The sequence below is a fragment of the Aeromonas sp. CD genome (assembly GCF_033349375.1).
GTDB classification, from domain to species: domain Bacteria; phylum Pseudomonadota; class Gammaproteobacteria; order Enterobacterales; family Aeromonadaceae; genus Aeromonas; species Aeromonas hydrophila.
Genome location: NZ_CP137631.1, coordinates 137,508 through 163,484, shown reverse-complemented (window position 1 = coordinate 163,484; position 25,977 = coordinate 137,508). Strand labels below are relative to the sequence as shown.

23 protein-coding genes are annotated in these 25,977 nt (G+C 64.0%); 9 read left to right on the top strand and 14 right to left on the bottom strand.

Annotation, left to right across the window (positions count from 1 at the left end; genetic code table 11):
- Positions 1-70: 70 nt before the first annotated feature.
- Positions 71-286: a 50S ribosomal protein L31 gene (gene rpmE, locus R2E40_RS00690; RefSeq protein WP_016352348.1), complete on the bottom strand. Its 216-nt coding sequence runs from the start codon at positions 284-286 to the stop codon at positions 71-73.
- Positions 287-433: 147 nt separating this feature from the next.
- Between rpmE and priA the strand changes: the two genes are divergently transcribed.
- Positions 434-2,641 (top strand): primosomal protein N', encoded by a 2,208-nt coding sequence (gene priA, locus R2E40_RS00685; protein WP_318164518.1) that lies wholly within the window; start codon positions 434-436, stop codon positions 2,639-2,641.
- A gap of 79 nt (positions 2,642-2,720) precedes the next feature.
- On the opposite strand, the gene R2E40_RS00680 is transcribed toward priA, so the two are convergent.
- The 7 genes from R2E40_RS00680 to ilvG all read right to left on the bottom strand — a co-directional run bounded on the left by R2E40_RS00680 (position 2,721) and on the right by ilvG (position 11,815).
- Positions 2,721-3,845, bottom strand: coding sequence for a hypothetical protein (locus R2E40_RS00680; protein WP_318164517.1), 1,125 nt, complete (start codon positions 3,843-3,845; stop codon positions 2,721-2,723).
- A gap of 152 nt (positions 3,846-3,997) precedes the next feature.
- Positions 3,998-5,104, bottom strand: a complete 1,107-nt coding sequence (gene ompA / locus R2E40_RS00675) for a porin OmpA (protein ID WP_085734452.1) — start codon at positions 5,102-5,104, stop codon at positions 3,998-4,000.
- 247 nt (positions 5,105-5,351) lie between these two features.
- A complete protein-coding gene (ilvA, locus tag R2E40_RS00670; protein ID WP_318164516.1) occupies positions 5,352-6,872 on the bottom strand; it encodes a threonine ammonia-lyase, biosynthetic in 1,521 nt (506 codons plus the stop codon).
- Positions 6,873-6,976: 104 nt separating this feature from the next.
- Complete coding sequence (gene ilvD / locus R2E40_RS00665) at positions 6,977-8,818, bottom strand: dihydroxy-acid dehydratase (protein ID WP_024945527.1); 1,842 nt, start codon at positions 8,816-8,818, stop codon at positions 6,977-6,979.
- A gap of 145 nt (positions 8,819-8,963) precedes the next feature.
- Positions 8,964-9,908, bottom strand: coding sequence for a branched-chain amino acid transaminase (locus R2E40_RS00660; RefSeq protein WP_011707859.1), 945 nt, complete (start codon positions 9,906-9,908; stop codon positions 8,964-8,966).
- Between the two features lie 12 nt (positions 9,909-9,920).
- Positions 9,921-10,172 carry an acetolactate synthase 2 small subunit gene (gene ilvM, locus R2E40_RS00655; RefSeq protein WP_005306810.1) on the bottom strand — a complete coding sequence of 84 codons (252 nt, stop codon included), beginning with the start codon at positions 10,170-10,172 and terminating at the stop codon, positions 9,921-9,923.
- Entirely contained in the window at positions 10,169-11,815 is a 1,647-nt protein-coding gene (ilvG, locus tag R2E40_RS00650) for an acetolactate synthase 2 catalytic subunit (RefSeq protein WP_318164515.1), read from the bottom strand. Before ilvG ends, ilvM begins: the two co-directional genes overlap by 4 nt.
- Positions 11,816-12,198: 383 nt before the next feature.
- Here ilvG and R2E40_RS00645 point away from each other — a divergent pair, with 383 nt between their 5' ends.
- The 3 genes from R2E40_RS00645 to R2E40_RS00635 all read left to right on the top strand — a co-directional run bounded on the left by R2E40_RS00645 (position 12,199) and on the right by R2E40_RS00635 (position 15,698).
- Entirely contained in the window at positions 12,199-13,713 is a 1,515-nt protein-coding gene (locus tag R2E40_RS00645; protein ID WP_318164514.1) for a YifB family Mg chelatase-like AAA ATPase, read from the top strand.
- A 120-nt stretch (positions 13,714-13,833) separates the two neighbouring features.
- Complete coding sequence (locus R2E40_RS00640; protein WP_318164513.1) at positions 13,834-14,748, top strand: acyltransferase; 915 nt, start codon at positions 13,834-13,836, stop codon at positions 14,746-14,748.
- Positions 14,742-15,698 (top strand): acyltransferase, encoded by a 957-nt coding sequence (locus R2E40_RS00635; RefSeq protein WP_016352357.1) that lies wholly within the window; start codon positions 14,742-14,744, stop codon positions 15,696-15,698. The genes R2E40_RS00640 and R2E40_RS00635 overlap by 7 nt, the downstream gene beginning before the upstream one ends.
- Here the strand turns inward: R2E40_RS00635 and R2E40_RS00630 are convergent.
- The gene (locus R2E40_RS00630; RefSeq protein ID WP_318164512.1) at positions 15,644-16,129 is read right to left on the bottom strand and encodes a DUF523 domain-containing protein; all 486 of its coding nucleotides are present in this window, start codon (positions 16,127-16,129) and stop codon (positions 15,644-15,646) included. The genes R2E40_RS00635 and R2E40_RS00630 overlap by 55 nt on opposite strands.
- Positions 16,130-16,229: 100 nt before the next feature.
- On the bottom strand, positions 16,230-16,880 hold the full coding sequence (locus R2E40_RS00625; protein WP_011707866.1) for an NUDIX hydrolase: 651 nt from the start codon (positions 16,878-16,880) through the stop codon (positions 16,230-16,232).
- A gap of 75 nt (positions 16,881-16,955) precedes the next feature.
- On the opposite strand from R2E40_RS00625, the gene R2E40_RS00620 reads away from it, so the two are divergent.
- The 5 genes from R2E40_RS00620 to phnE all read left to right on the top strand — a co-directional run bounded on the left by R2E40_RS00620 (position 16,956) and on the right by phnE (position 22,135).
- Complete coding sequence (locus tag R2E40_RS00620) at positions 16,956-17,591, top strand: nicotinamidase (RefSeq protein WP_045788782.1); 636 nt, start codon at positions 16,956-16,958, stop codon at positions 17,589-17,591.
- Positions 17,592-17,692: 101 nt separating this feature from the next.
- Complete coding sequence (gene pncB / locus R2E40_RS00615; RefSeq protein WP_318164511.1) at positions 17,693-18,871, top strand: nicotinate phosphoribosyltransferase; 1,179 nt, start codon at positions 17,693-17,695, stop codon at positions 18,869-18,871.
- Between the two features lie 125 nt (positions 18,872-18,996).
- The gene (locus R2E40_RS00610) at positions 18,997-19,842 is read left to right on the top strand and encodes a putative selenate ABC transporter substrate-binding protein (protein WP_318164510.1); all 846 of its coding nucleotides are present in this window, start codon (positions 18,997-18,999) and stop codon (positions 19,840-19,842) included.
- On the top strand, positions 19,839-20,600 hold the full coding sequence (locus R2E40_RS00605; protein ID WP_318164509.1) for a phosphonate ABC transporter ATP-binding protein: 762 nt from the start codon (positions 19,839-19,841) through the stop codon (positions 20,598-20,600). Before R2E40_RS00610 ends, R2E40_RS00605 begins: the two co-directional genes overlap by 4 nt.
- The gene (gene phnE / locus R2E40_RS00600) at positions 20,597-22,135 is read left to right on the top strand and encodes a phosphonate ABC transporter, permease protein PhnE (RefSeq protein WP_318165524.1); all 1,539 of its coding nucleotides are present in this window, start codon (positions 20,597-20,599) and stop codon (positions 22,133-22,135) included. Before R2E40_RS00605 ends, phnE begins: the two co-directional genes overlap by 4 nt.
- A 91-nt stretch (positions 22,136-22,226) precedes the next feature.
- On the opposite strand, the gene R2E40_RS00595 is transcribed toward phnE, so the two are convergent.
- From R2E40_RS00595 to R2E40_RS00580, 4 genes are all read right to left on the bottom strand, one after another.
- Complete coding sequence (locus tag R2E40_RS00595) at positions 22,227-22,835, bottom strand: thiol:disulfide interchange protein DsbA/DsbL (RefSeq protein WP_043126077.1); 609 nt, start codon at positions 22,833-22,835, stop codon at positions 22,227-22,229.
- Between the two features lie 137 nt (positions 22,836-22,972).
- Complete coding sequence (locus R2E40_RS00590; protein ID WP_017409685.1) at positions 22,973-23,962, bottom strand: serine/threonine protein kinase; 990 nt, start codon at positions 23,960-23,962, stop codon at positions 22,973-22,975.
- An 88-nt stretch (positions 23,963-24,050) separates the two neighbouring features.
- Positions 24,051-25,499, bottom strand: a complete 1,449-nt coding sequence (gene ccoG, locus R2E40_RS00585; protein WP_016352365.1) for a cytochrome c oxidase accessory protein CcoG — start codon at positions 25,497-25,499, stop codon at positions 24,051-24,053.
- Positions 25,500-25,698: 199 nt separating this feature from the next.
- A complete protein-coding gene (locus tag R2E40_RS00580; RefSeq protein ID WP_005306857.1) occupies positions 25,699-25,962 on the bottom strand; it encodes a YihD family protein in 264 nt (87 codons plus the stop codon).
- Positions 25,963-25,977: the final 15 nt, after the last annotated feature.

Below are 25,977 nucleotides of genomic sequence, written 5' to 3'. Positions count from 1 at the left end.
CGTTACAGAACGCCGACCAATAAAAAAGGCGCCCATTGGGCGCCTTTTTCAGAATTCTTCAGAAGTAGAATTACTTCTTGGTGGTCATCGCACCGAAACGCTTGTTGAACTTGTCTACGCGGCCGCCGCTAGAAACTTCTTTCTGCTTGCCGGTATAGAACGGGTGGCACTCGGAGCACACGTCCAGGTTCAGATCTTTACCCAGGGTAGAGAAGGTGTTGATGACGTTACCGCAAGAGCACTTGGCGGTGATGGCTACGTAGTCAGGATGGATACCAGCTTTCATGGACAACCTCAATTATCAGGCCGTGTCGCTATCCGATCTTCTGTCGGACACCACACGATTGTTGAACACAGTTTCAAAGGCTGCGAATAATATAGGAAATGCCTGAGTTCAGGCAAGTGGCTTCGCAGAAAAAATAGGCAATCTCTGGTGAATTCTTCCCAAACGCTGGATCTGGTTCGTGTGGCTGTGCCGGTGCCGTTACGCCGTCACTTCGACTATCTCTCCCCCCTGCCTTTGCCTGCCCCCGGCTGCCGGGTCGAGATCCCGTTCGGCCCGCAAACCCTGGTCGGGCTGGTGGTGGATCACCCGGCCGACAGCCAGGTGCCGCGCAACAAGCTCAAGCCGATCAAACGCGTGCTTGATGGCGCCCCCGTGCTGGGGCCCGACATTCTGGCGTTGATGAACTGGAGCGCCAGCTACTACCAGCATCCGTTGGGGGAAGTGCTGCCCCACGCCCTGCCGGTGCTGGTGCGCAAGGGGGAGCCCGCCGCCTATCGCGAGCTGGAGTTCTGGTTCGCCACCGAGGCCGGCATGGCGGTCGATCTCAACGAGCTCAAGCGGGCGGCCAAGCAGCAGCAGGCGCTCGCCTTGCTGCGCAAGGGGCCACAGACCCCCTCCGCCCTCAAGCAGGAGGAGATCCAGAGTGCAGCCCTCACCGCCCTGGAGAAGAAGGGGCTGCTGGAGAAGCGTTCGCTGGAGCCGAGCCATGACGGCGACTGGGTCGCTCGCTTCGAGCCGGGCGAGGGGCTGCGCCTCAACGGCGAACAGGCGCTGGCGGTCTCCGCCATCACCAGCCAGAGCGACCAGTTTGGCGCCTTCCTGCTGGATGGCATCACCGGCTCCGGCAAGACCGAGGTTTACCTGAGCATCCTCGAGCCCCTGCTCAAGGCGGGCAAGCAGGCACTGGTGATGGTACCCGAGATCGGCCTCACTCCGCAGACCATCAACCGCTTCCGGCGCCGCTTCAACGTGCCGGTGGTGGCGATGAACTCCGCCATGAACGATCGGGAGCGGCTCGACGCCTGGCTCGCCTGCCGCGATGGCGGCGCCGCCATCCTGATCGGCACCCGCTCCGCGGTGTTCACCCCGTTTCACAACCTCGGCATCATCATCATCGACGAGGAGCACGACGGCTCCTTCAAGCAGCAGGACGGCTTTCGCTACCATGCGCGGGATCTGGCGGTGATGCGGGCCCATCGCGCCGGCATCCCCATTTTGCTTGGCTCGGCCACCCCGTCGCTGGAGACATTGCACAACGCCCGCAGCGGCAAGTATCACCACCTCACTCTCACTCGCCGCGCCGGCAATGCCCAGACCGCCCGCCAGGTGATCCTGGATATCAAGAACGTGCGGCTGCAGGCCGGGCTCTCCCCCCAGCTGGAACAGCTGATGGCGGAACATCTGGCGGCGGGCAACCAGGTGATGCTGTTTCTCAACCGCCGTGGCTATGCTCCGGCTCTGATTTGCCACCAGTGCGGCTGGAGCGCCGCCTGCGAGCGCTGTGACGCCTGGTACACCTGGCATCAGGCCGGGCGACGGCTGCACTGCCACCACTGCGACAGCGTGCGTCCGCTGCCCCACCACTGCCCCGAGTGTGGCAGCGTTGATCTGATCGGATCCGGGGTCGGCACCGAACAGCTGGAGCAGCTGCTCAGTACCGTGTTCCCGCAATATCCGGTGGTGCGCATCGATCGGGACAACACCCGGCGCAAGGGGGAGCTGGAGACCCACCTCGGCGACATCAAGGCAGGCAAGTACAAGATCCTGATCGGCACCCAGATGCTGGCCAAGGGCCACCACTTCCCGGATGTCACATTAGTTGGACTGCTGGATGTGGATGGCGCCCTGTTCAGCGCCGATTTTCGCGCCGCCGAGAAGCTGGCACAGCTCTACACCCAGGTGGCGGGCCGCGCCGGCCGCGCCAGCAAGCCGGGGCTGGTGGTGCTGCAGAGCCACCATCCCGAACACGCTCTGCTGCAGGATCTGACCCAGAACGGCTATGGCCACTTCGCCGACACGGCGCTGAAAGAGCGTCGCCTGCTGGGACTGCCGCCGTTCAGCTACCAGGGGCTGTTTCGGGCCGAGGCCAACGGTCGCGACGAGGTGCAACTGTTCCTCAGCCGTCTCGCCGATACCCTGCGCAGCGCCCGCTATCCCCATGTTCAGGTACTGGGGCCCATCAGCGGCTTCATGGAGCGCAAGGCGGGCAAGTTCCGCATGCAGTTGCTGGTGCAGGGGCCGAACCGGGCGCCACTGGCCCAACTGCTGGATTGGGCGGTGAAGGAACTGGAGGGGTGGCCCGAGACCAAGCGGGTACGCTGGAGTCTCGATATCGACCCCACCGAGCTGAACTGAGTCGGATTCTGGTCGCTGACGGTGAAGCGGTCGCTGGCGCGCGGCGTCAGCGACCGGGTTTGCCATGCGGGTGCAGGGTTCAGACTCGCAGATCGACCTGCTGCACCCAGCCTCCCTTGCCCTGCTCGGTCACATAGAGACCGGACTGGCGCAGCACCCCCTGATTGCCGTTTTCCCCCAGATGGTTGAAGGGGGTGTCGAGGGGATGCAGCAGGATGGCGCCGATCCCCAGCTCCACCAGGGCGATGGGGGACTGTTCCGGCTGCCAGAACTGCAGCGCCGAGAACTGGCTGTCCCGCTCGTCCAGCACCCCGTTGCCATCCTCATCCAGGGTCGCCAGCTCGCCGAAGCCATTGCCGGAGCGGGCCCCGAACAGCTCGCCGCCGTCATCTATGGTGCCGTTGCCGTTGCGATCCAGCGCCACGAAGCCGCTCCCCTCGCCGAGGCCGGGCAGGCTGTCCACCTTGCCATCCTGATCGATGTCGAAATTGACCCGGGCGTCGGTCAGGCCGGCTATCTTGCCGTCCAGGCTGAGCACCAGCGGATCCTTGAGGGCATTGAGGGTGGTGCGGCGCTGGCTGATGTCGAGCTGGCGCCAGTCCAGCACAAAACCCAGATCCAGCTGCAGGGTCTGGCCATCCTGGGTCTGCACGTTTGCCGCCGCCACCACGTTGAGCTGCTCTTTTTGCAGCAGGCTGTCGGTCACCTCCACCAGCTGATCCGGCTCGGCGGCGGGCTGGGTCCCCTCACCCGTCGGCGCGGGGACTCCCTCCGCGCTCTGGTCGGCCGGTTTGATCGGGTCCGGCAACTCTATCTCGTGACCCAACATCGCCTCGATCATCAGCTTGATGAGCCGCTGGCGGTTGTCGAGCCCGTCGTTGGGAATGCCATCCTGTTCGCCCTTGCCGGTCTCGGCAGGCTTGGCAGGTGCCGGTGTGGGGGCGGCTGGCACCGGGCCGGCAGCAGTGCGGCTGGCCATCTGCAGCGTCAGCAGGCTGCTGCGGGTGAAGGTGAGCTGGCTGCCACCGCCAGCCGCTGGCGTCGAGTCCGCAGGCGCCGTGGCAGGGGACTGCGCCTGGCTGGCAGCCGGCACGGGGCCGAGCCGGCGCACCTTGCGGGACTGCGCCTGTTGCTGCTGGTATTGCACCTCCCCCTGGAGGTCGTAGTGATCGATGCGCATATCTTCGCCCTCGGCGCCATACATCTGGTCAGTTATCGACCAGTTGCCGAGGGGGGCTTAACACCGATTGGCTATATCAGGGGGCTGCGGCATCGGCCTCTGTACATAACCGCTCCCGCTGGCGGCAATGAAAAGGGAGGCCTGAGCCTCCCTTGTCGTTCATGTTGTCACCGTAGTTATTGCGCCGGTTGGGAGACCCCTTCCAGCCGCACTTCCACCCGCCGATCCGGTGCCAGACAGGCAATCAGCGCCGGTTTGGAGCCGCTGCTGCAGTTGTTGCCGGTGATCGGGGAGGACTTGCCGCGTCCCTCGACCCGCACCTTGTCGGCAAACAATCCCTTGGCGATCAGGTAGTCGGCGACGCTGCGGGCGCGCTGCTCGGAGAGCGCCTGGTTGTAGGCGTCGGAGCCGATGCGATCGGTGTGGCCGATCACGGTCGCCACCCCGTCTTTCGGATTGGCCGCCACTATCTGGCTGAACAGGTTGTCGAGCGCCTGGCTGGCAGCCGGCTTCAGGGTCGCCTTGTTGAACTCGAACAACACGTCCGAGCTCAGGCTGAAGGTCTTGGGCACCACCACCACGGCGGGAGCAGGCGCCGCAGCAGGGGCCGGTGCGGGCGCCGCCACTTCACCGCCCTGCTGGCCGAAGCGATAGAGCATGGCAAACGCCAGCATGCCGTTGTCCATCTCGATGCCGGCACGATCGAGGGAGGTATCCCCGAGCGGGGTGGTGTACTGGTATTCGAGGCGGGCAGCCCAGTCACGGTCGATGGCGTATTCAGCCCCCAGCGCCCCGACGAACACGGCGCCATGCTTGTTGCCGGTATCCTTGATGAAGTCGGTGGCCGTCTGGGCCGACAGTTCGCTGTTGGTCCAGGCGTAGCCGCCGCCGATCCGGCCATAGAGATCCAGCGCATCGTTGACCGGGAACCCTATCTTCATGGTGGTCTGGATCATCTGGCTCTTGGCTTCCCCTTCCACCCTCACCCCGCTCAATTCGCCGGACGAGGTGTACTTGCCGAACCAGTCATAACCGAATTCGAAGCCCAGGTTGGGGTTGAGCTGATAGCCGGCAAAGGCGCCCAGCCCGAGCGTATCCTTGCTAGTGCTGGTGTTCTGCAGCGCCCCCAGGGTGTCGGAGACGACCTGCTTCTGATCCACGTCGAAGAACTTGGACCAGCCGGCCTTGCCGCCGACGTACCAGGTGTTGTCCTGAGCGGCAGCCTGCACGGCCCCGCTGACGAGCAGGCCGCTGACCAGCACGGCAAGTATCGATTTGTTCATGGTGAAAGCCTCTGCAATGAGTCGTGATGGGCGCTCTTGCGCCTCTCTTCCCTGATGGGGCAAACCCGGCCCCGTCCATCAGGTTATCCCATCTGTTGCCAGCCTCAAATGACTTGGGACTCAAGAGTGTGAAGCGCCCGGCATTCCCGGCAGGAAAACGCCCCATGCAGGGGGTATCCGCGGATGTGCCGGCCAGCGCCATGAAAAAGGGAGGCCGATGGCCCCCCTCTTGCTGCTTGCAGCGCGCCTAACTGGCCAGAAACAGCCGGTAGGCGGGATCGTCGCTCACCTCTTTCCAGCCGTAGCCAATTTCGTGCAGGTAGTCGTGAAAAGCCGCCACGTCCTCGTCCGGCAGCTCAAACGCACAGAGCACCCGGCCATAGTCGGCACCGTGGTTGCGGTAGTGGAACAGGCTGATGTTCCAGCGACAGCCGAGGGTCTCCAGAAAGCGCATCAGGGCGCCAGGCTGCTCCGGAAACTTGAAGCTGTAGAGACGTTCACCGAGGGGCCGGGCCGGGCGGCCGCCAATCATGTAACGCACGTGGTTCTTGGCCAGCTCGCTCTCGGTCATGTTGACCACCGGATAGCCGTTGCCGCCGAGCTGATCGATGATCTGGCCCAGCTCCTCGTCACCGCCGGTGAGGCGCACCGAGACAAACAGCGACGCCTGCTCGGCATCCGCATAGCGGTAGTTGAACTCGGTCACCATGCGCGGCCCGAGCTGACGGCAGAAGTCGAGGAAGGCCCCCTTGCGCTCGGGGATGGTCACCGCCAGCATGCCCTCGCGCTTCTCGCCAATCTCGCAGCGCTCCGACACGTAGCGCAGGCTGTGGAAGTTCACGTTGGCGCCGGACAAAATGGCCGCCATCCGCCCCCCCTTGACCTGCTCCCGCTCGCTGTAGGACTTGAGGCCGGCCAGCGACAGGGCCCCCGACGGCTCGGCAATGGCGCGGCAGTCGTCGAAGATGTCCTTGAGCGCGGCGCAGATCTGGTCATTGGAGACGGTCACCACCTCGTCCAGATACTGGTTGCACAGCCGGAAGGTCTCCTCGCCAATGCGCTTGACCGCCACCCCGTCCGCAAACAGGGAGACCCGCTCCAGATTGACCGGCTCGCCCGCTGCCAGCGCGGCCTTGAGGCAGGCGGAGCCCTCCGCCTCCACCCCGATCACCTTCACATCCGGCAGCAGCTGCTTGATGTAGACCGCCACCCCGGCGGCCAGTCCGCCGCCACCCACCGGCACGAACACGTGGGTGAGGTGGGTATCCTGCTCCAGCAGCTCCTTGCCGATGGTGCCCTGCCCGGCGATCACCTCGACGTCGTCAAACGGCGGGATCAGGGTGTAGCCTTCCAATTCAGCGAGACGGCGGCTCTCGCCGTACGCCTCATCGAAGCTGTTGCCAAACAGCATGACGTTGCCGCCCTGCCGGCGCACCGCGTCGATCTTGATGTCCGGCGTGGTCTTGGGCATCACGATGATCGCCTTGATGCCGAGCTTGGCGGCCGACAGGGCAACCCCCTGGGCGTGGTTGCCGGCGGAGGCGGCGATGACGCCGCGCTCCTTCTGCTCCTCGGTCAGGGTGGCAATCTTGTGGTAGGCGCCGCGCAGCTTGAAGGAGTGAACCGGTTGCAGGTCCTCCCGCTTCAGGCTGACGTGATTGCCGAGCCGCTCGGAGAGTTTCTTCAGGGTTTGCAGGGGGGTGACCCGTGCCGCCTCGTAGACGGGGGAGAGCAGCACCTTGCGTAGATAATCAGCCGCAGAGACCATGGTTTATTCCCCCAGCATCGAGCGATTGCGCCACACCAACCCTTTGTCGGCGCAAAGACCGACCAACCGGGGCGATTGCTCATATTTCATATTGGCATTCATTTTTATTCCCCCAGCATCGAACGATCGCGCACCGCACCTTTATCGGCGCTGGTGGCGAACATGGCGTAGGCGCGCAGGGCAAAGGAGACCTGACGCTGGCGATCGAGCGGCTTCCAGCCACGGGCCTCGACGGCAACGCGGCGGGCGGCCAGCACGCTGTCGGCCACCTCCAGCACCATGCTGCGGGCCGGAATGTCGATGTTGATGATGTCGCCATCCTCCACCAGACCGATAGTGCCGCCGGAGGCCGCCTCCGGCGAGACGTGGCCGATGGAGAGGCCCGAGGTACCGCCGGAGAAGCGACCGTCGGTGATCAGGGCGCACGCCTTGCCGAGCCCCATGGACTTGAGATAAGTGGTGGGGTAGAGCATCTCCTGCATGCCTGGGCCCCCTTTCGGGCCTTCGTAGCGGATCACCACCACTTCACCGGCCTTGACGGTGCCGTCCAGAATGCCGGCAACCGCCGTGTCCTGGCTCTCGAATACCCGGGCCGGGCCACGGAAGGTGAGGTTCTCCTCATCCACCCCGGCGGTCTTGACGATGGCACCGTTCAGCGCCAGGTTGCCGGCGAGCACGGCCAGGCCCCCTTCTAGGCTGTAGGCGTTGTCCAGCGAGCGAATGCAGCCTTCGGCGCGGTCCAGATCCAGCTCCGGCCAGCGGCAATCCTGGCTGAACGCCTTGGTGGTGCGGATCCCGGCCGGGCCGGCGCGATAGAAGTCCACCACCTCCTGACTGGGCTGGCGGCTGACGTCGTATTCGGCCAGCAGCTCCACCAGCGAGGTCCCCAGCACGTTGCGGGTATCCCCGTGCACCAGACCCGCTTTTTCCAGCTGGCCCAGAATGGCGACCACGCCGCCGGCACGGTGCACATCTTCCATGTGGTATTTCTGGGTGGAGGGCGCCACCTTGCACAGCTGGGGCACCTTGCGCGACATGCGGTCGATGTCGGCCATGGTGAAGTCGACGCCCGCCTCCTGGGCCGCCGCCAGCAGGTGCAGCACGGTATTGGTGGAGCCGCCCATGGCGATGTCGAGCGCCATGGCGTTCTCGAACGCCGCCTTGGTGGCGATGTTGCGCGGCAGTGCCGAGGCATCGTCCTGCTCATACCAGCGTTTGGCCAGGGTCACGATGCGCTGGCCCGCCAGCTTGAACAGCTGTTCGCGGTCGCTGTGGGTCGCCAGCAGCGAGCCGTTGCCCGGCTGGGAAAGACCCAGCGCCTCGGTCAGGCAGTTCATGGAGTTGGCGGTAAACATGCCGGAGCAGGAGCCGCAGGTGGGGCAGGCACTGCGCTCCACCTGTTCGCTCTGGGCGTCGGAGACCTTGGGATCGGCGCCCTGGATCATGGCGTCCACCAGATCCAGCTTGATGATCTGGTCGGAGAGCTTGGTCTTGCCCGCTTCCATCGGGCCGCCGGAGACGAAGATCACCGGGATGTTGATGCGCAGGGCGGCCATCAGCATCCCCGGGGTGATCTTGTCGCAGTTGGAGATGCAGACCATGGCGTCGGCGCAGTGGGCGTTGACCATGTACTCCACCGAGTCGGCGATCAGCTCGCGCGACGGCAGGGAGTAGAGCATGCCGCCGTGGCCCATGGCGATGCCGTCATCCACGGCGATGGTGTTGAACTCCTTGGCGACGCCGCCAGCGGCTTCGATTTCGCGGGCCACCAGCTGGCCCAGATCCTTGAGGTGGACGTGGCCCGGTACGAACTGGGTGAAGGAGTTGACCACGGCGATGATGGGCTTGCCGAAATCCTGATCGGTCATTCCGGTGGCGCGCCACAGGGCGCGGGCCCCGGCCATGTTACGTCCGTGGGTGGTGGTGGCGGATCTCAACTTCGGCATGTCTCTACTCCCTGAATGCCCAGCGGGCTCATTATCTTTGGAAATGAAAAAGTGACTCTCGGATCGGGAATCGATCCTGGTGAGGGCGCAGCGCAGTGCCCTGACCGGAAGCGACTAGGGGAGGCATGATGCCTCCCCTCTCTCATCAGTCGTTGACTGGCGTCAGCCAGCCCCACTTGTCTTCGGTCTGACCGTTGAACAGGCCGAAGAAGGCGTTTTGCAGTTGCTCGGTCACCGGGCCGCGGCAGCCAGCGCCCACCTTCATCCGATCGACGGAGCGCACCGGGGTCACCTCGGCCGCCGTGCCGGTCATGAAGATTTCGTCTGCGACATACAGGGCCTCGCGGGGCAGCGCCTGCTCGCGCACCTCATAACCCAAGTCGCGGGCCAGCGTCATGATGGTGTCGCGGGTGATACCGGGCAGGATGGCGGCGGTAGCGGGCGGGGTGAACAGCACACCGTTCTTCACCAGGAACAGGTTCTCCCCCGCCCCTTCGCTCAGGTAGCCGTTCACATCCAGCGCCAGCCCCTCGGCGAAGCCGTTGCGCTTGGCCTCGCGGCTGATCAGTTGGGAGGACAAATAGTTGCCGCCGGCCTTGGCGCCGGTGGGAATGGTGTTGGGTGCGAGCCGGTTCCAGGAGGTGACACAGACATCCACCCCGTTTTTCAGCCCCTCTTCCCCCAGATAGGCGCCCCACGGCAGGGCAGCTACCATCAGGTCGGCCTTGGCATCCAGCGGCGGATGCAGCCCCAGCCCCACGTTGCCGACAAAGGCCAGCGGGCGCAGATAGCCGCTCTTCAGGCCGTTCTCGCGCACCACGGTGCGGCAGGCTTCATTCACGTCGGCCTCGCTGTAGGGGACGTCCATCCAGTAGATCTTGGCGGAGTCGAACAGGCGGCGGGTATGCTCCTGCAGACGGAAGATGCAGGTGCCCTTGGGGGTATCGTAGGCGCGCACCCCTTCGAACACCGAGGAGCCATAGTGCAGGGCGTGGCTCATCACGTGCACCTGGGCATCCTGCCAGGGCACCAGTGTGCCGTTGAACCAGATGTATTGCGGGTGGGTGGCGGATTGGGAAGGCTGTGACATTGGCTTGGCTCCTTAAGCTCTGATCCGGGGTTGCTGTTCCAGTGCATCGACCCGGGAAACGTCCACCAGCTTCACCAGCTGGCTCCACAACTGCTGGATGGGACGCACCGACTCGACAGTAACCGTGATCCGCAGCTGTTGGCAATCCTGCTCCATGTTGAGGGCGCAGAGGTTGAAACCGCGGTGACGAACCACCCGCAGCACCCGCTCCATCACTTCGGGTCTGGGCTGGGCATGGATTTGCAAGGTATTGAACTGACTCATGGGCGTTGCTCCATCATCTGGTGGTTGGCGACTCCTGGCGGAACCAGGGGCCAGACGTTTTCTTCCTCTGAAATGGCCACATGCAGCAGGTAGGCACTCTCGCTTGCCAGCAGGCGATCGAGGGCGCCGGCTATCTGATCCTTGCATGTGATGGTTTCGCCGGGGATGCCGAAGGCGGCAGCCAGGGCGATGAAATCGGGGTTGTCGGAGAGGATGGTCTCGCTGTAGCGGCCGTCGAAGAACAGCTCCTGCCACTGACGCACCATGCCGAGGCGCTGGTTGTCCAGCAGCACCATCTTCACCTTGAGCTGGGCCCGGCGGATGGTGCCGAGCTCCTGCACGTTCATCATGAAGGAGCCGTCACCGCTCACCAGCACCACTTCATCCTCCGGACGCGACATCTTGGCGCCGATGGCGGCCGGCAGGCCGAAGCCCATGGTGCCGAGACCGGCGCTGGAGAGGTGGTTGCGCGGGCTGGTGAAGCGCATGTGCTGGGCCACCCACATCTGGTGCTGACCCACGTCGCAGGCCACCACGCTGCTCTCCGGCAACCTGGCGGAGAGCTGCTTGAGCAGCGCCGGGGCATAGATGGGCTGGCCGGGATGGTCGTAGCGAAATGCGTACTCGCGGGCCATGTTCGCGCAATGCTCACGCCAGGGGTCGATGGAGAGGGACATGGCGAGGCGCGGCAGCACCTGTTTGAGATCCTGGGTGATACCCACCTCGGCGGCGCGGCGCTTGCCGAACTCGGCGGCGTCCACATCAAGGTGGATCACCTTGGCTTCGGGGGCGAACTCCTCCAGCTTGCCGGTCACCCGATCATCGAAACGAGCACCCACCACCAGCAGCAGGTCGCACTGCTGTACCGCATAGTTGGCAGCCTTGGTGCCGTGCATGCCGAGCATACCGAGATAAACGGGGCTGTCGGGATCCAGCGCCCCTATCCCCTTGAGGGTGGTGACCGCCGGCATGCCGGTTGCGGCGGCAAACTCGCGCAGCTGCTGCTCTGCATTGGCCATGCCCACCCCGCCACCGACGTAGAGCACCGGGCGCTCGGCGGCGGCCAGCAAGGTGCGGGCGGCCATCAGTTCGGCCTGGCTCAGATGCTCGGGCTCAGCCACCGCAAACAGCGGGCTCTGGGTTGGCACCTTGGCCAGTTGCACATCCTTGGGTAGGTCGATCAGCACCGGGCCCGGGCGCCCCTCACTGGCGATGGCGAAGGCTTCGGCGATCACCTGCGGCAGATCGGCCACATCCGTCACCATGAAGGAGTGCTTGGTGCAGGAGAGGGACATGCCGAGCACGTCGACCTCCTGAAAGGCATCGGTCCCGACGGCGGCACACGGCACCTGACCGCTGATGGCCACCAGCGGCACCGAATCGAGCAGCGCCTCCGCGAGGCCTGTCACCAGGTTGGTGGCGCCGGGGCCGGAGGTGGCGATGCAGACCCCCACCTGACCGGAAGCACGGGCATAACCCACCGCCGCCATGGCAGCCCCCTGCTCGTGGCGGCAGAGCTGATGGGCTAGGCCACCGTCATACAGGGCATCGTAGACCGGCATGATGGCCCCGCCCGGGTAACCAAACACCTGAGTCACACCCTGTTGCTTGAGAGCCTGTACCAAAAACTGCGCGCCGTTCATCTGGAAAATCCTGTCCTGTGGTCGAAAAAAAACCCCCGAGCTGTGAGGCTCGGGGGTCGCTTGTTTCGTTCTGTCCGGTGGTGGGTCTATCCCTTGTTCCGTGCAGCTAAACGAGCCCCGAGCGGTGAGATAATAATCACCACTAGGACCACAATAATGCTGACGAAACGGGAGGCCATGTTCATAGTTACAACCGGAAATCCTGTGAAATTGGGCGGTTTTTACCGCGAATGGCTATTAGAACTAGCACGGTGACTTTTATTGGGCAAGCGTTTTTTGCCTGACAAGACTCTGATTTTGACTGAGTCCGAACGCGTCGATTGGAACAAAAAACTAATAAAAAACGGTTAACCAGCACATATATCAAACCAAGGACGGGATTTATGTCATTAGCTGTGGTTTATAGCCGTGCCAGCTTGGGTGTCGCGGCCCCGCAAGTGACGGTGGAGGTGCACCTCTCCAACGGTTTGCCCGCCTTCAACATGGTGGGCCTGCCGGAAACCTCGGTGAAGGAGTCGCGGGATCGGGTGCGCAGCGCCCTGCTCAACGGCAATTTCGAGTTCCCGAGCAAACACATCACGGTCAATCTGGCCCCCGCCGATCTGCCCAAGGAGGGGGGCCGCTTCGATCTGGCCATCGCCATCGGCATTCTCGCAGCTTCCAAGCAAATACCCGCAAAATACCTGCTCGATCACGAATTTTTAGGTGAACTGGCCCTGACCGGCGAGATCCGTCCCGTGCTCGGCGTGCTGCCCGCCGTGCTCGCCTGCCGCGATGCGGGTCGCACCCTGCTGGTACCACGAGAAAACGGCCCCGAGGCCTCGCTAATCCAGGATGCCGAGGTGCGTACCGCCCATCAGCTGCTGGCCGTTACCGCCTGGCTGGCAGGCCAGTACGAGCTGCCGCTGCCGGATCCCCAGACCACGGATGCCCTGCCCGATGTGCCGGACCTGCAGGACGTGATCGGCCAGTCCCAGGCCAAGCGGGCGCTGGAGATCGCCGCCGCCGGCAGCCACAACCTGCTGTTCATCGGCCCGCCAGGCACCGGCAAGAGCATGCTGGCCAGCCGCTTGCCCGGCATCTTGCCACCGCTCAGCGAACAGGAGGCACAGCAGACCGCCGCCATTCACTCCATCGGCGGCCTCACCCCGCGCGCCGGTCACTGGCATCACAGGCCCTATCGAACGCCGCACCACAGCGCCTCGGCGGTGGCGCTGGTGGGAGGTGGCAGTCACCCGCGGCCCGGTGAAATTTCGTTGGCCCACAACGGGGTGCTGTTTCTGGATGAACTGCCCGAGTTCGAGCGCAAGGTGCTCGACTCCCTGCGCGAGCCGCTGGAGACCGGCCACATCACCATCAGCCGGGCCGCCCGCCAGGTGGATTTCCCCGCCCGCTTCCAGCTGGTCGGCGCCATGAACCCCAGCCCTTGCGGCCACTATGGCGATGGCCAGACCCGCTCCAGCCCGGATCAGATCCTGCGCTACCTCAGCAAGCTCTCCGGCCCCTTTCTCGACCGCTTCGACCTGACGGTAGAGGTGCCACTGCTGCCCAAGGGCAGCCTGACCGGCAAGGCGGAGCGGGGGGAGTCGAGCCAGCAGATCCGAGAACGGGTGCTGGGGGCGCGGGAGCGCATGCTGAGCCGCAACGGCAAACTCAACAACCTGCTTGATAGCCGTGAAATCGAAGGAATTTGCCGCTTGTCGTCACAGGATGCCGAGTTTCTGGAGAACGCCATCCAGAAGCTGGGGCTCAGCATCCGGGCCTGGCACCGCATCCTGCGGGTGTCGCGCACCATAGCCGATCTGGCCGGACAACCCGCCATCGGCAAGGAGCACCTGATCGAGGCGCTCGGCTACCGGGCCATGGACCGGCTGCTGTCACGGCTGCGCAGCGGCTGATACGGGGCAGGAAGCGACCACGATGGCCCCTCGCATGGTCTCGCGGGCCGTCGGCTGATATTATGCCCACAGATCTGACCACTTGATGGCCCCTTATCGACAGCAAGACGGACCCGACCCATGCCCAACAAGCTGATTGAGCGACTGCGTGGCAGCCTCTCGACCCTGCTCTATTTTTTCAACACCCTGTTCTGGTTTATCCCCATCCTCACGCTGGGCCTGCTCAAGCTGTTGCTGCCCCTCAAGGGCTGGCGCACCCTCTGCAACGCGCTGCTGGATGGCAGTGCCGGCTGCTGGATCGGTTTCAACAACCTGATCCAGAAAACCATCATCAGAACCCCTTTCGATGTGGTCGGAGTGGACAAAGGGCGCCGGAATGAGTGGTATATGGTGATTGCCAACCATCAATCCTGGGTCGACATACTGGTACTGCAGCGGATTTTTAATCAAAAAATCCCCTTCCTGAAGTTTTTCCTCAAGAAAGAACTGATTTGGGTACCTTTTCTCGGCCTGGCCTGGTGGGCGCTGGATTTCCCCTTCATGCGGCGATATTCGCGCAAGTTGCTGGAAAAGAAGCCGCATTTGAAGGGAAAAGACATAGAGACCACGCGCCAGGCCTGTGCCAAGTTCCGCCATATTCCGGTGAGTGTGATGAACTTCGTGGAGGGCACCCGCTTCACCGCCCGCAAACACGACAAACAGGCAGCACCCTATCGCCACCTGCTGCACCCGCGGGCTGGCGGCATCGCCTTCACCCTGGCGGCCATGGGTGATCAGCTGCACAAGCTGGTGGATGTGACCATTGCCTATCCGGACGGCATCCCCAGTTACTGGGACTTCATGTGCGGTCGGGTCAAGGAGATCAAGGTTCGAGTCCGCTTTTTGCCGATCGAACGCAATCTGGTGGGGGATTACTTCAATGACCCCGAGTTCCAACAAGAGTTTCAACAGTGGCTGAACGGGATCTGGCACGAGAAAGACCAGACCCTGGATCAGCTGCTGGCGGACAAGACGCCCTCAACGACGCCATGCTAACCCTGCTCCCGGGTCCGCTGGTGCTGCTCATCAGCGCCGGCCTGACCATACTGTTTACCGCCCTGTGCGCCAGCCTGATCCTGCTGGTGTCACTGGCCAAGCTGCTGCTGCCGATCCCGGCCTTTGGCCGTGCCTGCAGTCGCCTCAACAACCGTTTCATGCGCCTGTGGCTGGCCTGCAACGCCCTGGTCATCCGCCTCACCACCCGCATCGACTGGCAGGTGGAGGATGACACCCGGCTGCGCAAGGATGGCTGGTATCTGATCGTCAGCAACCACATGAGCTGGACCGATATCGTGGTGCTGGGTCATCTGTTTCGCGACCGGCTACCGGTGCCCAAGTTCTTCATGAAGCACGAGCTCATCTACATCCCGCTGCTGGGGCTGGCCTGCTGGGGGCTCGACATGCCCTTTATGCGTCGCTACTCACGGGAATTTTTGCTGAGGAACCCGCACCTGCGCGGCAAGGACATCGAAACCACCCGCAACGCCTGCGAGAAGTTTCGCCACATCCCCACCACCGTCATCAATTTCGTGGAGGGGACCCGCTTCACCGAGGCGAAACGCGACGCCTCCCGCTCCCGTTACCAGCACCTGATGTCGCCCAAGGCGGCAGGGCTGGCCTTCACCCTGGCGGCCATGGGAGAGCAGTTCGACAGCCTGATCAACGTCACCATCAGCTACCCGGACAACCCTGAAACCCCCTTCAAGGATTTCCTGATGGGGCGGATGAAGCGCATCCGGGTACGGATCGAGGAGCTGCCGGTGGATGAGCAGCTGGTGGGGGATTACTTCAACGACAAGCAGTTCAAACGCGGCTTCCAGCAGTGGCTGAACCAGCGCTGGCAGGAGAAGGACGCCGTGCTGGCGCAGTGGCAGGCAGCCGATGCGGCGGCTCAGGCTGAGCCGCAGGCAGCCAAGGCGAGCGCCGAGGCCAGCTCGGGCAGCTGATCCTCGCTGAATACCCGGATGCCGTGGTGGCGCAGCAGGGCCGTGGTCATGCCCTCGCCCGCCACAGAAAGACCCTCGAAGCGGCCGTTGTAGATGCGGTCGCTGCCGCAGGAGGGACTCCCCTCCTTCAGCAGGGCGAAGCGAATGCCCTGAGCCTGACAGAGTTGCAGTGCCAGCCGGGCGCCGTGATCGAACTCGGCCGTCACATCCAGTCCACCCTCGGTCAGCACCCGCTCGCCTTGCCGTTCGGCAGGGGGGCGCGGGGTCGGCAGGCCGCCCGCCACCTCGGGGCAAAACGCCAGCGCTCGTCCTTCAGCCCCCAGCTCACGCAGCCAGTCGCTGACGATCCCCTTGCTCTGGCCGTCGTAGCGCACCGGCTGGCCCAGCAAACAGGCGCTGACCAGCACCTTGTGCACGCTGGTCTCACTCATGCTTTGCTCCCCCGCTGGCTAAAACCTGGGCCATCGTAGCGCAACGAACATGGGCCCAGCAGGCAAGCGCTTACCAATACCTTGTGCACACCTGCGCCACTCATGCTTCCGCTCCGTTCATCACCTGATCGAACATCACGCAGCAGGGGCTCTCCATCCGGTAGAGAATGGCGGGGCGCTGCTTGCCGGTGCGCTTGCGACCGGTATCCAGCAGGATGCCGGCGCGGTGGATCCGCTTGCGAAATGCCGCCGTGTTCATCGGCGTCTGCAGGATGATTTCGAAAGCCCGTTGCACCTCGGAGAGGGTGAACTCGGCCCCCAGCAGTTGCAGCGGCAAGGTGCTGTAGCGGCTCTTGATCCGCAGCCGCTCCAGCCCCCTGGCGATCAGCTGGGTGTGGTCGAAGGCGAGGCTGAGCCCCGGCAGATCACAGAGCGGGTGCCAGCAGCCGTGCACGGCTTCGACCTCGGAGTCCACCAGGCAGAGATAGACCAGGGTGGTAGACCAGCCACGGGGATCCCGCTCCAGATTGCCGAGGGTGCAGACCTGCTCGCTGTAGCAGTGGCCCAGCCCCCACTCGGTCAGCAGGCGATGGCGAGCCGCGTCCAGATCCCGATCCCGAGTCTCGTCGATGCGCAGCGCCGGCAGTTGCCAGCAGTGGGCAAAGGGTGGGCGATCGCGGGTCTCAAGCAGCAGCTCGAGCCGCTCCTCGTTCAACCGCAGCACCACCATATCCAGACTCATTCTCAACATGCCGATCGCCCTGCTCGCCTTCGATTAATGTTTGGTAGATAATATCACACGAATAGTATGTGCAGGAGCCACTCAATGGGAACCGTCGCCAGCCTGGATATTGATGCGCAGAAGGGCTTTACCCCCCTCTGCCCGAACGAACTGCCCGTCGCGGGCGGGGATGATATTGTGGCTGCGCTCAACGCTCAGGCCACCCTCGCCAGCCTGCGGATCGGCAGCAAGGATTCGCATCCCGCCAACGCCGCCTGGGCCGTCAGCGATCCCGCCGGCATGTTGCTGCCGCTGGACTTGCCCAACGCCGACCTCACCTGGCCGGTGCACTGCGTGCCGGGTACCCGCGGTTTCGAACTGCTCGACGGCCTGCCAGCCCCGGTCGATTACGACTTCTTCGTCTGGAAGGGGGTCGAGCCGGATCTGCACCCCTACGGCACCTGCTTCCACGATCTGGCCGAGCGCCGCAGCACCGGACTCATCGAGTTTCTGCAAGCCCGCGGCGTCACTACCGTACTGGCCGGCGGCCTCGCCACCGACTACTGCGTCAAGACCAGCGTGCTGCAGCTGCGCCGCGCCGGTTTCCGGGTGATCGTCCATCTCGATGCCTGCCGTGGCATCGCTCCCGAGACGGTTGCCAGCGCCCACACCCAGATGATCGAGGCCGGCGCCGAACTCGCCCAGAGCCTGATCGATGTACAACGCCTGCTGGACGCCTGATATGCCCCTCATTCTCATCAGCCTGCCCGATACCGGCGTCTGCAATCTACAAAAGCGGCGGGGGAGTGCTCTTGCGTTCACCCGCCTGCGGGGAGTCTGATATGCCACCCATACTCAACAGCCTGCTCGATACAGATGCTTACAAGCTGCACATGCAGCAGGCGGTGTTCCATCGCTATCCGGATGCCGAGGTGGTGGCCGAGTTCCACAGCCGCAACGAAGAGGATCTGCTGCCCATGATGGGACAGATCGAGGAGCAGCTGCACCTCGCTGGTTCTCTGCGGCTGACCAGGCCCGAGCTCAACTTCCTGGCCGAGCGCCCCTTCTTTACCGCCGATTACCTCGACCACCTGCGCCGCAAGCCGCTCGATGCCTCCCTGCTCAAGGTGTTCGAGCAGGACGGTCGCATCAACGTGCGGGTCGAGGGCCCCTGGCAGGACGTGATCCTGTGGGAGATCCCGGTGCTCGCCATCATCAGCGAGATGCGCAACCGCTTCCGCTACCCCCAGTTCGGCCTCACTCAGGCGCTGGAGCGGCTCGATCAGAAGATCGACAAGCTGGAGCGGGAGCTGAGCCGGGAAGAGATGAACGAGTTCAACCTCATCGACTTCGGCACCCGGCGCCGCTTCTCCCTCGCGGTGCAGGATGCGGTGGTGGGTCGCCTCAAGGAGCGGCTGCCGGCGTTTCGCGGCACCAGCAACTACCTGCTGGCCCAGAAATACGGCCTGCCGGCGGTGGGTACCCAGGCCCACGAGTGGTTCCAGGCCCACCAGCAGCTCGGCTTCCCGCTCGAGCACAGCCAGCGGGCCGCCCTCACCAGCTGGCTGGATGAGTTCACCAATCACCTCGGCATCGCGCTCACCGACTGCATCACCATGGATGCCTTCTTGCGCGACTTCGACTTCGAGCTGGCCAGCCGCTATCAGGGGCTGCGCCACGACTCCGGCGATCCCGTGGTGTGGGGCGAGAAGGCCATCAGCCACTATCAGCGGCTCGGCATCGACCCCACCGAGAAGACGCTGGTGTTCTCCGATGGCCTCAACCTCGACAAGGCGGTCGAGTTGTTCCGCCACTTCCGCGGTCGCATCAACACCAGCTTCGGCATCGGCACCAAACTCACCTGCGATCTGCCCGGCGTGAGCCCGATGAACATCGTGTTCAAGCTGATGGAGTGCAACGGCGGTCCGGTCGCCAAGATCTCCGACAGCCCCGGCAAGACCCTGTGCCGGGATGCGGACTTCATCCGCAACCTCAAGCAGGCCTTCCACATCGGGGTGTAACGCGCCTTTTTGCGGGGCCCATCTTGCGCAGAGCGCCAGTGGCCCCCTACCATGACCCCACTGAAAAGGTCCGACTCGTGTCGGGCCTTTCTCTTGCCCGCACGACAGACCACAAGGAACTGCCCATGACCTCAAAATGGATATTTGCCCTCACCACCCTGCTGGCCAGCCTGAGCGCCACCGCCGCCGAGCCGTTGCGGGTCTCCGCCATCCCGGACGAGGCCCCCACCGAACTGCAGCGCAAGTTTGCCCCGCTGGGTGAGTATCTGGCCGAACAGACCGGACGCGAGGTGGTGTTCGTGCCGGTCAATGACTATGCCGCCGTGGTCGAGGCGCTGGCGGCCGGCAAGCTCGACATGGCCTGGCTCGGGGGCTTCACCTATGTGCAGGCCCATCGCCGGGCCGACAAGGTGGTGCCGCTGGTACAGCGTCAGGAAGACGCCCAGTTCACCTCCAAGTTCATCGCCAACGCCGACGGCGGCATCAAGACCCTGGCCGACACCAAAGGCAAGGACTTCGCCTTCGGTTCCCCCTCCTCCACCTCGGGCCACCTGATGCCGCGCCACTTCCTGGCCGAACAGGGCATCAATCCAGAGCGTGACTTCGCCCACGTCGCCTTCTCCGGCGCCCACGATGCCACCGTCGCCTGGGTTGCCTCCGGCAAGGTACCGGCCGGCGCGCTCAATGCCTCGGTGTGGGACAAGCTGGTGGAAGAGGGCAAGGTCGACACCGCCAAGGTCAAGGTGATCTGGACCACGCCGACCTACTTTGACTACAACTGGACGGTGCGCGGCGACCTGGACCCGGCCCTGCAGGAGAAGATCAAGCAGGCCTTCCTCAGCCTGGATCCTGCCGTCCCGGCCCAGGCCGAGATCCTCAAGCTACAACGGGCCAGCCGTTTCATCGAGACCAAACCAGAGAACTACCAGGGCATCGAAGCGGCCGCGACCCAGGCTGGTCTGCTGAAGTGATCGCCGTTGCGCTGGACGGGGCAGGGCTGCGGCTCGGCGAGAATCGCATCCTGCATCCGCTTTGCCTGCAGATCGAGGCGGGAGAGTGTGTCGCCATCATAGGGCCGAGCGGGGCGGGCAAGACCAGCCTGCTGCGGCTGATCGGCACCGAACTGCGCGGTGAGCTGACCCTCTCCCTGTGGGGGGAAGACCCCTGGTTCCTCTCCACCCGGGCCCGCCAGCGGCTGCGCAGCCGGATCGGCATGGTCTGGCAACAGCCTCCGCTGCCCGCCTCCCAGCCGGTGCTGACCGCCGTGCTGGCCGGTCGTCTCGGCCAGTGGTCCCTCGGCCGCGCCCTGCTCTCCCTGCTGCGTCCCTGTGACCCCGAAGGCGCACGAACCGAACTGGCCCGCCTCGGCCTCGCCGACAAGTGGCAGCAGCGCTGCGGCGAACTCTCCGGCGGCCAGTTGCAGCGGGTCGGCATCGCCCGGGTACTCTATCAGCAGCCGGAGCTGATGCTCGCCGATGAACCCGTCTCCGCCCTCGATCCCGTGCTCGCCCAGAGCAGCCTGGATGCCCTGCTGGCCCAGGCCCGCGCCCGTGGCAGCACCCTGATCGCCAGCCTGCACGCGGTCGAACTGGCGCTCGAACGCTTTCCCCGCATCATAGGCCTGCGCGAGGGGCGAGTGCAGTTCGACTGCCCCGCCACCGCCGTCACCCCGGCCATGCTGGCCGCCCTCTATGCCGGCGAGCAAGAGGCACTGCCGTGCAGCGACTGATCGGCCGCTGGCGCCATCCCCTGCCCTGGCTGTTGCTGCTGATCGGCTACAGCCTGTGGCAACAAGCCGATGGCTGGCTCGGCCTGTTCGACGGCCAGAGCTGGCGGCAGATGGGCAATTTTCTCGCCACCAGCTGGCCACCCCGTTTTGATCGGGACTTTCTCGCCCTGACCCTGACCGCCACCCTGGAGAGTCTGGCCGTGGCGACCCTGGGGTTGGCCGGCGCCCTGCTGCTCGGCATCCCGTTCGCCCTGCTCGGCTCCCGCGCCCTGTCGCTGGCCGAGCTGGGCCCCATCCCCAGCCCGCTGCGCGGCGCCTTGCGCGCCTTCAGCCGGCTCATCGCCATCCTGCTGCGCAGCCTGCCCGAGCTCATCTGGGCGCTGCTGTTCGTGCGCCTCTCCGGGCTCGGACCGCTGGCCGCCATCCTGGCCATCGCCGTCAGCTACGGCGGCATGCTGGCCAAGGTCTACAACGAGATCATGGAGAGCGGAGCCCTGCAACCGGCCCGCGCCCTGCTGCTCGGCGGCAGCGGCCGGCTGCAGGCGCTCTGGTACGGCGTGTTGCCCGCGGTGCGCCAAGAGCTGCTCTCCTACACCGTCTATCGCTGGGAGTGTGCCCTGCGCGCCTCCGTCATCATGGGTTTCGTCGGGGCCGGCGGGCTCGGCCAGCAGCTCGAACTCTCGTTGCGCATGTTTGCCGGCGGCGAGGTGGTGACCCTGCTGCTGGCCTTCATCCTGCTGGTGACCCTGGCGGATGGCCTCAGCGCCTGGCTGCGCCACACCCGTTCCCCCGGCCTGCAACTGCTGGCCTGCCTGGGACTGGCCAGCGCCATGGCGTTGCATCAGCTCGACTGGCGCATGCTGAGCTTCTCCCTCGGCGGACTGGGCCAGTTCATCGGCGAGTTTCTGCAACCGGACTGGTCACCCCCCTTCCTGCTGACGGTCGGCACCGGCCTGCTCGATACGGTGCAGATGGCGCTGCTGAGTACCCTGTTGAGCGCCCTGCTGGCGCTGCCGCTGGCCTGCCTCGCCCGCCACTGCTGGCCGCTGCGGCTGTTGTTCAACCTGCTGCGATCCGTGCCTGAGCTCATCTTCGCCAGCCTGCTGGTGATCGCGGTCGGGCTGGGGCCGGTGGCGGGCATACTGGCGCTCACCCTGCACACCACGGGCGTGCTGGCCCGGTTGTTCGTGGAGACGCTGGAAAACGCGGATCAGAGCCCTCGCCTCGCCCTGCAGTTGAACGGCGCCGGCCCCACGGCCAGTTTCTGGTATGGGCTGTTCCCGCTGGTGTCACGCCAGTGGCTGGCCTACAGCCTCTATCGCGGCGAGATGAACCTGAGGGCCGCCACCATCCTCGGGGTGGTGGGCGCAGGCGGGCTGGGGCAGCAGCTCTATGTGTCGCTGAGCCTGTTCCGTTACGATCAGGCGTCCACCCTGATGCTGGCCATCCTGCTGCTGGTCTGGCTGGCGGAGGCCATCAGCAGACGCACCCGGTTGCCGCGCCCCGCCCCCTCCCAGCGAGACTGCCAGATCTGAGGCAGCGCCATGCTGGCCAGGCTCAGGCCCAAAAAAAACAAAAAGCCCGCCGGTTTGCACCGGCGGGCTTTTTTCATCGGGTCTGGCGGGATCAGTCTTTCTTGGCCAGCAGGAATTTCACCAGCTGGTTGAACTGCTCCTGGGAAGTAATGGATTCGATCTTCACCATGTACTTGCCGTTGACCAGGAAGGCCGGCACACCGCGGATGTTGTAGCTCTCGGTGTTGCGGTCAAACTGGGAGACCATGCCGGAGACGGCGAAGCTGTCGACGGCACCGTCGAACTCTTCGGCCGGCACGCCGTTGTCCACGAAGATCTGCTTCACGTCGGTACGGCTCTGCGGGTACTGACGCTGGGTGTGGATCTTGTCGAAGATGGCCGGGGTCAGCTTGCCTTCAACGTTCAGCAGGCTGGCAACGGCGTAGGCACGCTGCATCTCCGGACCCATCTCGCGGCCCAGGAAGGCCACCGGGTTTTTCTTCATCGGCACGCCTTCCGGCAGGTTCTTCTTCAGATCCTCGGCAATCGGCTCGAACTTGGCGCAGTGGGGGCAGTAGTAGGAGAAGAACTCCAGCACTTCCGGTTGGGCGCTACCGGTCTGTTTGACCACATCGTAGTTGACGCCTTCCTTGAATTCGGGGGCGGCGTGAACCATGGGGATCATCAGCATGGCAGCAAGGAAAAATAGTACTTTTTTCATGACGTTTCCTGTTAAGGGATCACTGTGAGGCACGCCCGGCGAACCGAAGCAGTGCCAAGCCTATTGCGTCACCACTGCGCAGTCAATGGTCAAGCTGGGTGCGCGAGTCCCGTCTGCCGCCCGCTCTCTTTCCCTCATCACCAGCCCGGCGTCAGCGTCAGGGGCGGTGCCTTGAGCGCTTCCAGCTGGTCGTGCAGGGTCGCTATCTGCTGGCGCCAGTAGTGATCGGTGTTGAACCAGGGGAAGTGGCGCGGGAAGGCGGGGTCTTCCCAGCGCCGGGCCAGCCAGGCCATGTAGTGGACGATGCGCATGGCCCGCAGCGGCTCGATCAGCGCCAGCTCGCGCGGGTCGAACTCCATGAACTCTTCATAGCCCGCCAGCAGGGTATCGAGCTGGATCAGCTGCTCGTGCCGCTCGCCGCTCAGCATCATCCAGAGATCCTGGATGGCAGGGCCGCTGCGACAGTCATCGAGATCGACGAACATGGGGCCGTCGCGCCAGAGGATGTTGCCCGGGTGGCAGTCACCATGCAGGGAGATCTGGGCCACGTCCAGAGTCATGGCGTCACTGACATGCTTGATCAGCTCGTCCAGTACCCCGAAGAAGGACTTGGCCAGCCCGCTCGGCAGCCACTCGCCGGACGCCAGCAGCTGACGCGGTTCGTGCAGCATGCTCTCCACATCGAGCCGGACTCTGTGGTGGAAGGGACGGCTGGCACCTATCTGGTGGATGCGGCCGAGGTAGCGCCCCACCCACTCCAGCTGGTCGAGGTTGTCCACCTCGAACTGACGCCCTCCCACGCTCTGCCAGATGGCGAAGGGGTAGCCCTGATGCTCCAGCAGGGTCTCGCCGGCAAAGGCGATAGGGGCGGCAACCGGGATCTCCGCCTCATTGAGGCGGGCAGCAAAGTCGTGCTCTTCGAGGATCTGGGCCCGGCTCCAGCGACCGGGACGATAGAACTTCACCACGTAGCGGCGACGATCTTCATCCTGAAACTGGTAGACCCGGTTTTCGTAGCTGTTGAGTTCGATGAGACCGGAGTCGATACGCAGGCCGCTGAGGTCCAGCGCATCCATGATGAGATCGGGATTGAGGTCGGAATAGTTGAAACGCATGTCATCCACCATGAGAAAGGGGCGCCGTTGCGCCCCATTCTATCACTACTGCTTATCATTGCCGCGCCCGATGACCGGCTAAAACCAGCCATGGCGGCGGTCACAGCCGGCTGATGAACTTGCTGGGCTGGCGCAGGATCCCTTTGCTGTCGTCTGCGGCCGCCCCTTCGCGTTTGAGCACGAAGCGGATGTCCAGGGTCGGCTTCTTCAGATTGAAGGGGTCGACCGCCACGCTCACCGGCAGGGTGAAGATCTCGCCCGCCTTCAAGGTCACCTCGCGCGGGCCGAACCATTCGTGCTCCGGCAGCCCCTCCACATCCAGCTGATAGGTCTGGGGATGCAGGGTCTTGTTGAGGATCTTGAGGGTGTAGGTGTTCTCGATGAGCCCCTCGCTGTTCTCGCGGAACAGCTGGTTGCGATCCCGCAGGATATCGAGCCCCATCGGCATGATGGACATGGCGTTGTAGACGAACACCCCCAGCATCACCGCCATCACCAGGCCGTAACCAATCAGCTTGGGCCGCGCCACGTGAGTGGAGTCGTTGGCCAGCTTGTGCTCGGTGGTATAGCTGATGAGCCCCTTCGGATAGCCCATCCGCTCCATGGTCTGATCGCAGGCATCGACGCAGGCACCGCAGTTGATGCACTCGTACTGCAGGCCGTCGCGAATGTCGATGCCGGTCGGGCAGACCTGCACGCAGAGGTCGCAGTCGATGCAGTCCCCCAGCCCCAGCGCCTTGGGATCGGCCTTGCGGGCACGGGCGCCACGGGTTTCCCCGCGCTTGGCGTCATAGCCGACGATGAAGGTGTCCTTGTCGAACATGGCGGACTGGAAGCGAGCATACGGGCACATGTGAATGCACATGATGGCGCGCATCCAGCCGGCGTTGCCGTAGGTACAGGCGGCGAACAGCACCACCCAGAAGATGACCCAGCCGCTGGCCTGCAGGGTGAAGAAGTCCGGCACCAGCTGGAACACATCCTGGAAGTAGGCGACGAAGGTGAGGCCGGTACCCAGCGACAGCAGGATCCAGGCCAGATGCTTGGCACCCTTGCGGGCCAGCTTCTCGGCGTTCCAGGGCGAGGCATCCAGCTTGCGGCGCTTGTTGGCCGCCCCTTCCAGCTTCTCTTCGAACCAGATGAACATGAAGGTCCACACCGTCTGCGGGCAGAGATAGCCACACCAGACCCGGCCGAGAAAGGTGGTCACGAAGAAGAGCCCGAAGGCGGCGATCATGAAGATCCAGGCCAGCAGGGTCAGGTCCTGCGGCCAGATGGTGGCACCGAAGATGTGGAACTGCTGGTGACCGATGTCGAACAGCACGGCCTGACGACCGTCATAACGCAACCAGGGAATGGCGACGAAGAGCACCACGAAGAACCAGCCCATGGCCTTGCGCACCCGCTGCCAGTAGCCGGTCTGGGCCCTCACGTAGATGCGGTTGCCGGGATTGAACCTGTCATCGCTCGCTTTGAAGGTATTGGGGTTGTATGTCCCCGTTACATCGCCGGTGACATCCTTGATATCGATCTTGTCCTGGTCGGCCATTGCAACACTTCGCTCCACTCATTAATTGTTATGGAGCGGATTATATCTTAAACAGCCTGCTAATTGTGTGGGTAAAATGTATCTAATGTTCGAGTGGTGTCGCAATTTCAAGCAACAAAAAAGACGTATCGCCAGTTGACGAAACGCCTTTTTGAGAGATTCTTTTGAACACCAATAAAGGCTCCAGCTGGAGCAATCTTTACTTGATGCCGCGGGCCTTGAGCAGGGCTTCCTTGAAGTCGGGCACGTGATCCTTGGCCAGGCCGGGGATCATCGCCTGCTTGTCGGATTCCCGCATCTTGAGGTGATAGATCAGCATGTCGTCGGTCAGCTCGGACAGAGGACCTTCAAATCCCGCTTCCTCGGCCAGTTTGGCAACAAACTGTACCAGGCTGAGATCCTGTTCCTTGATCCAGGCAGGCTGCAACAACTCCAGCAGCTCTTCGATACGATGACATTGCATAGACGACCTCTTTAA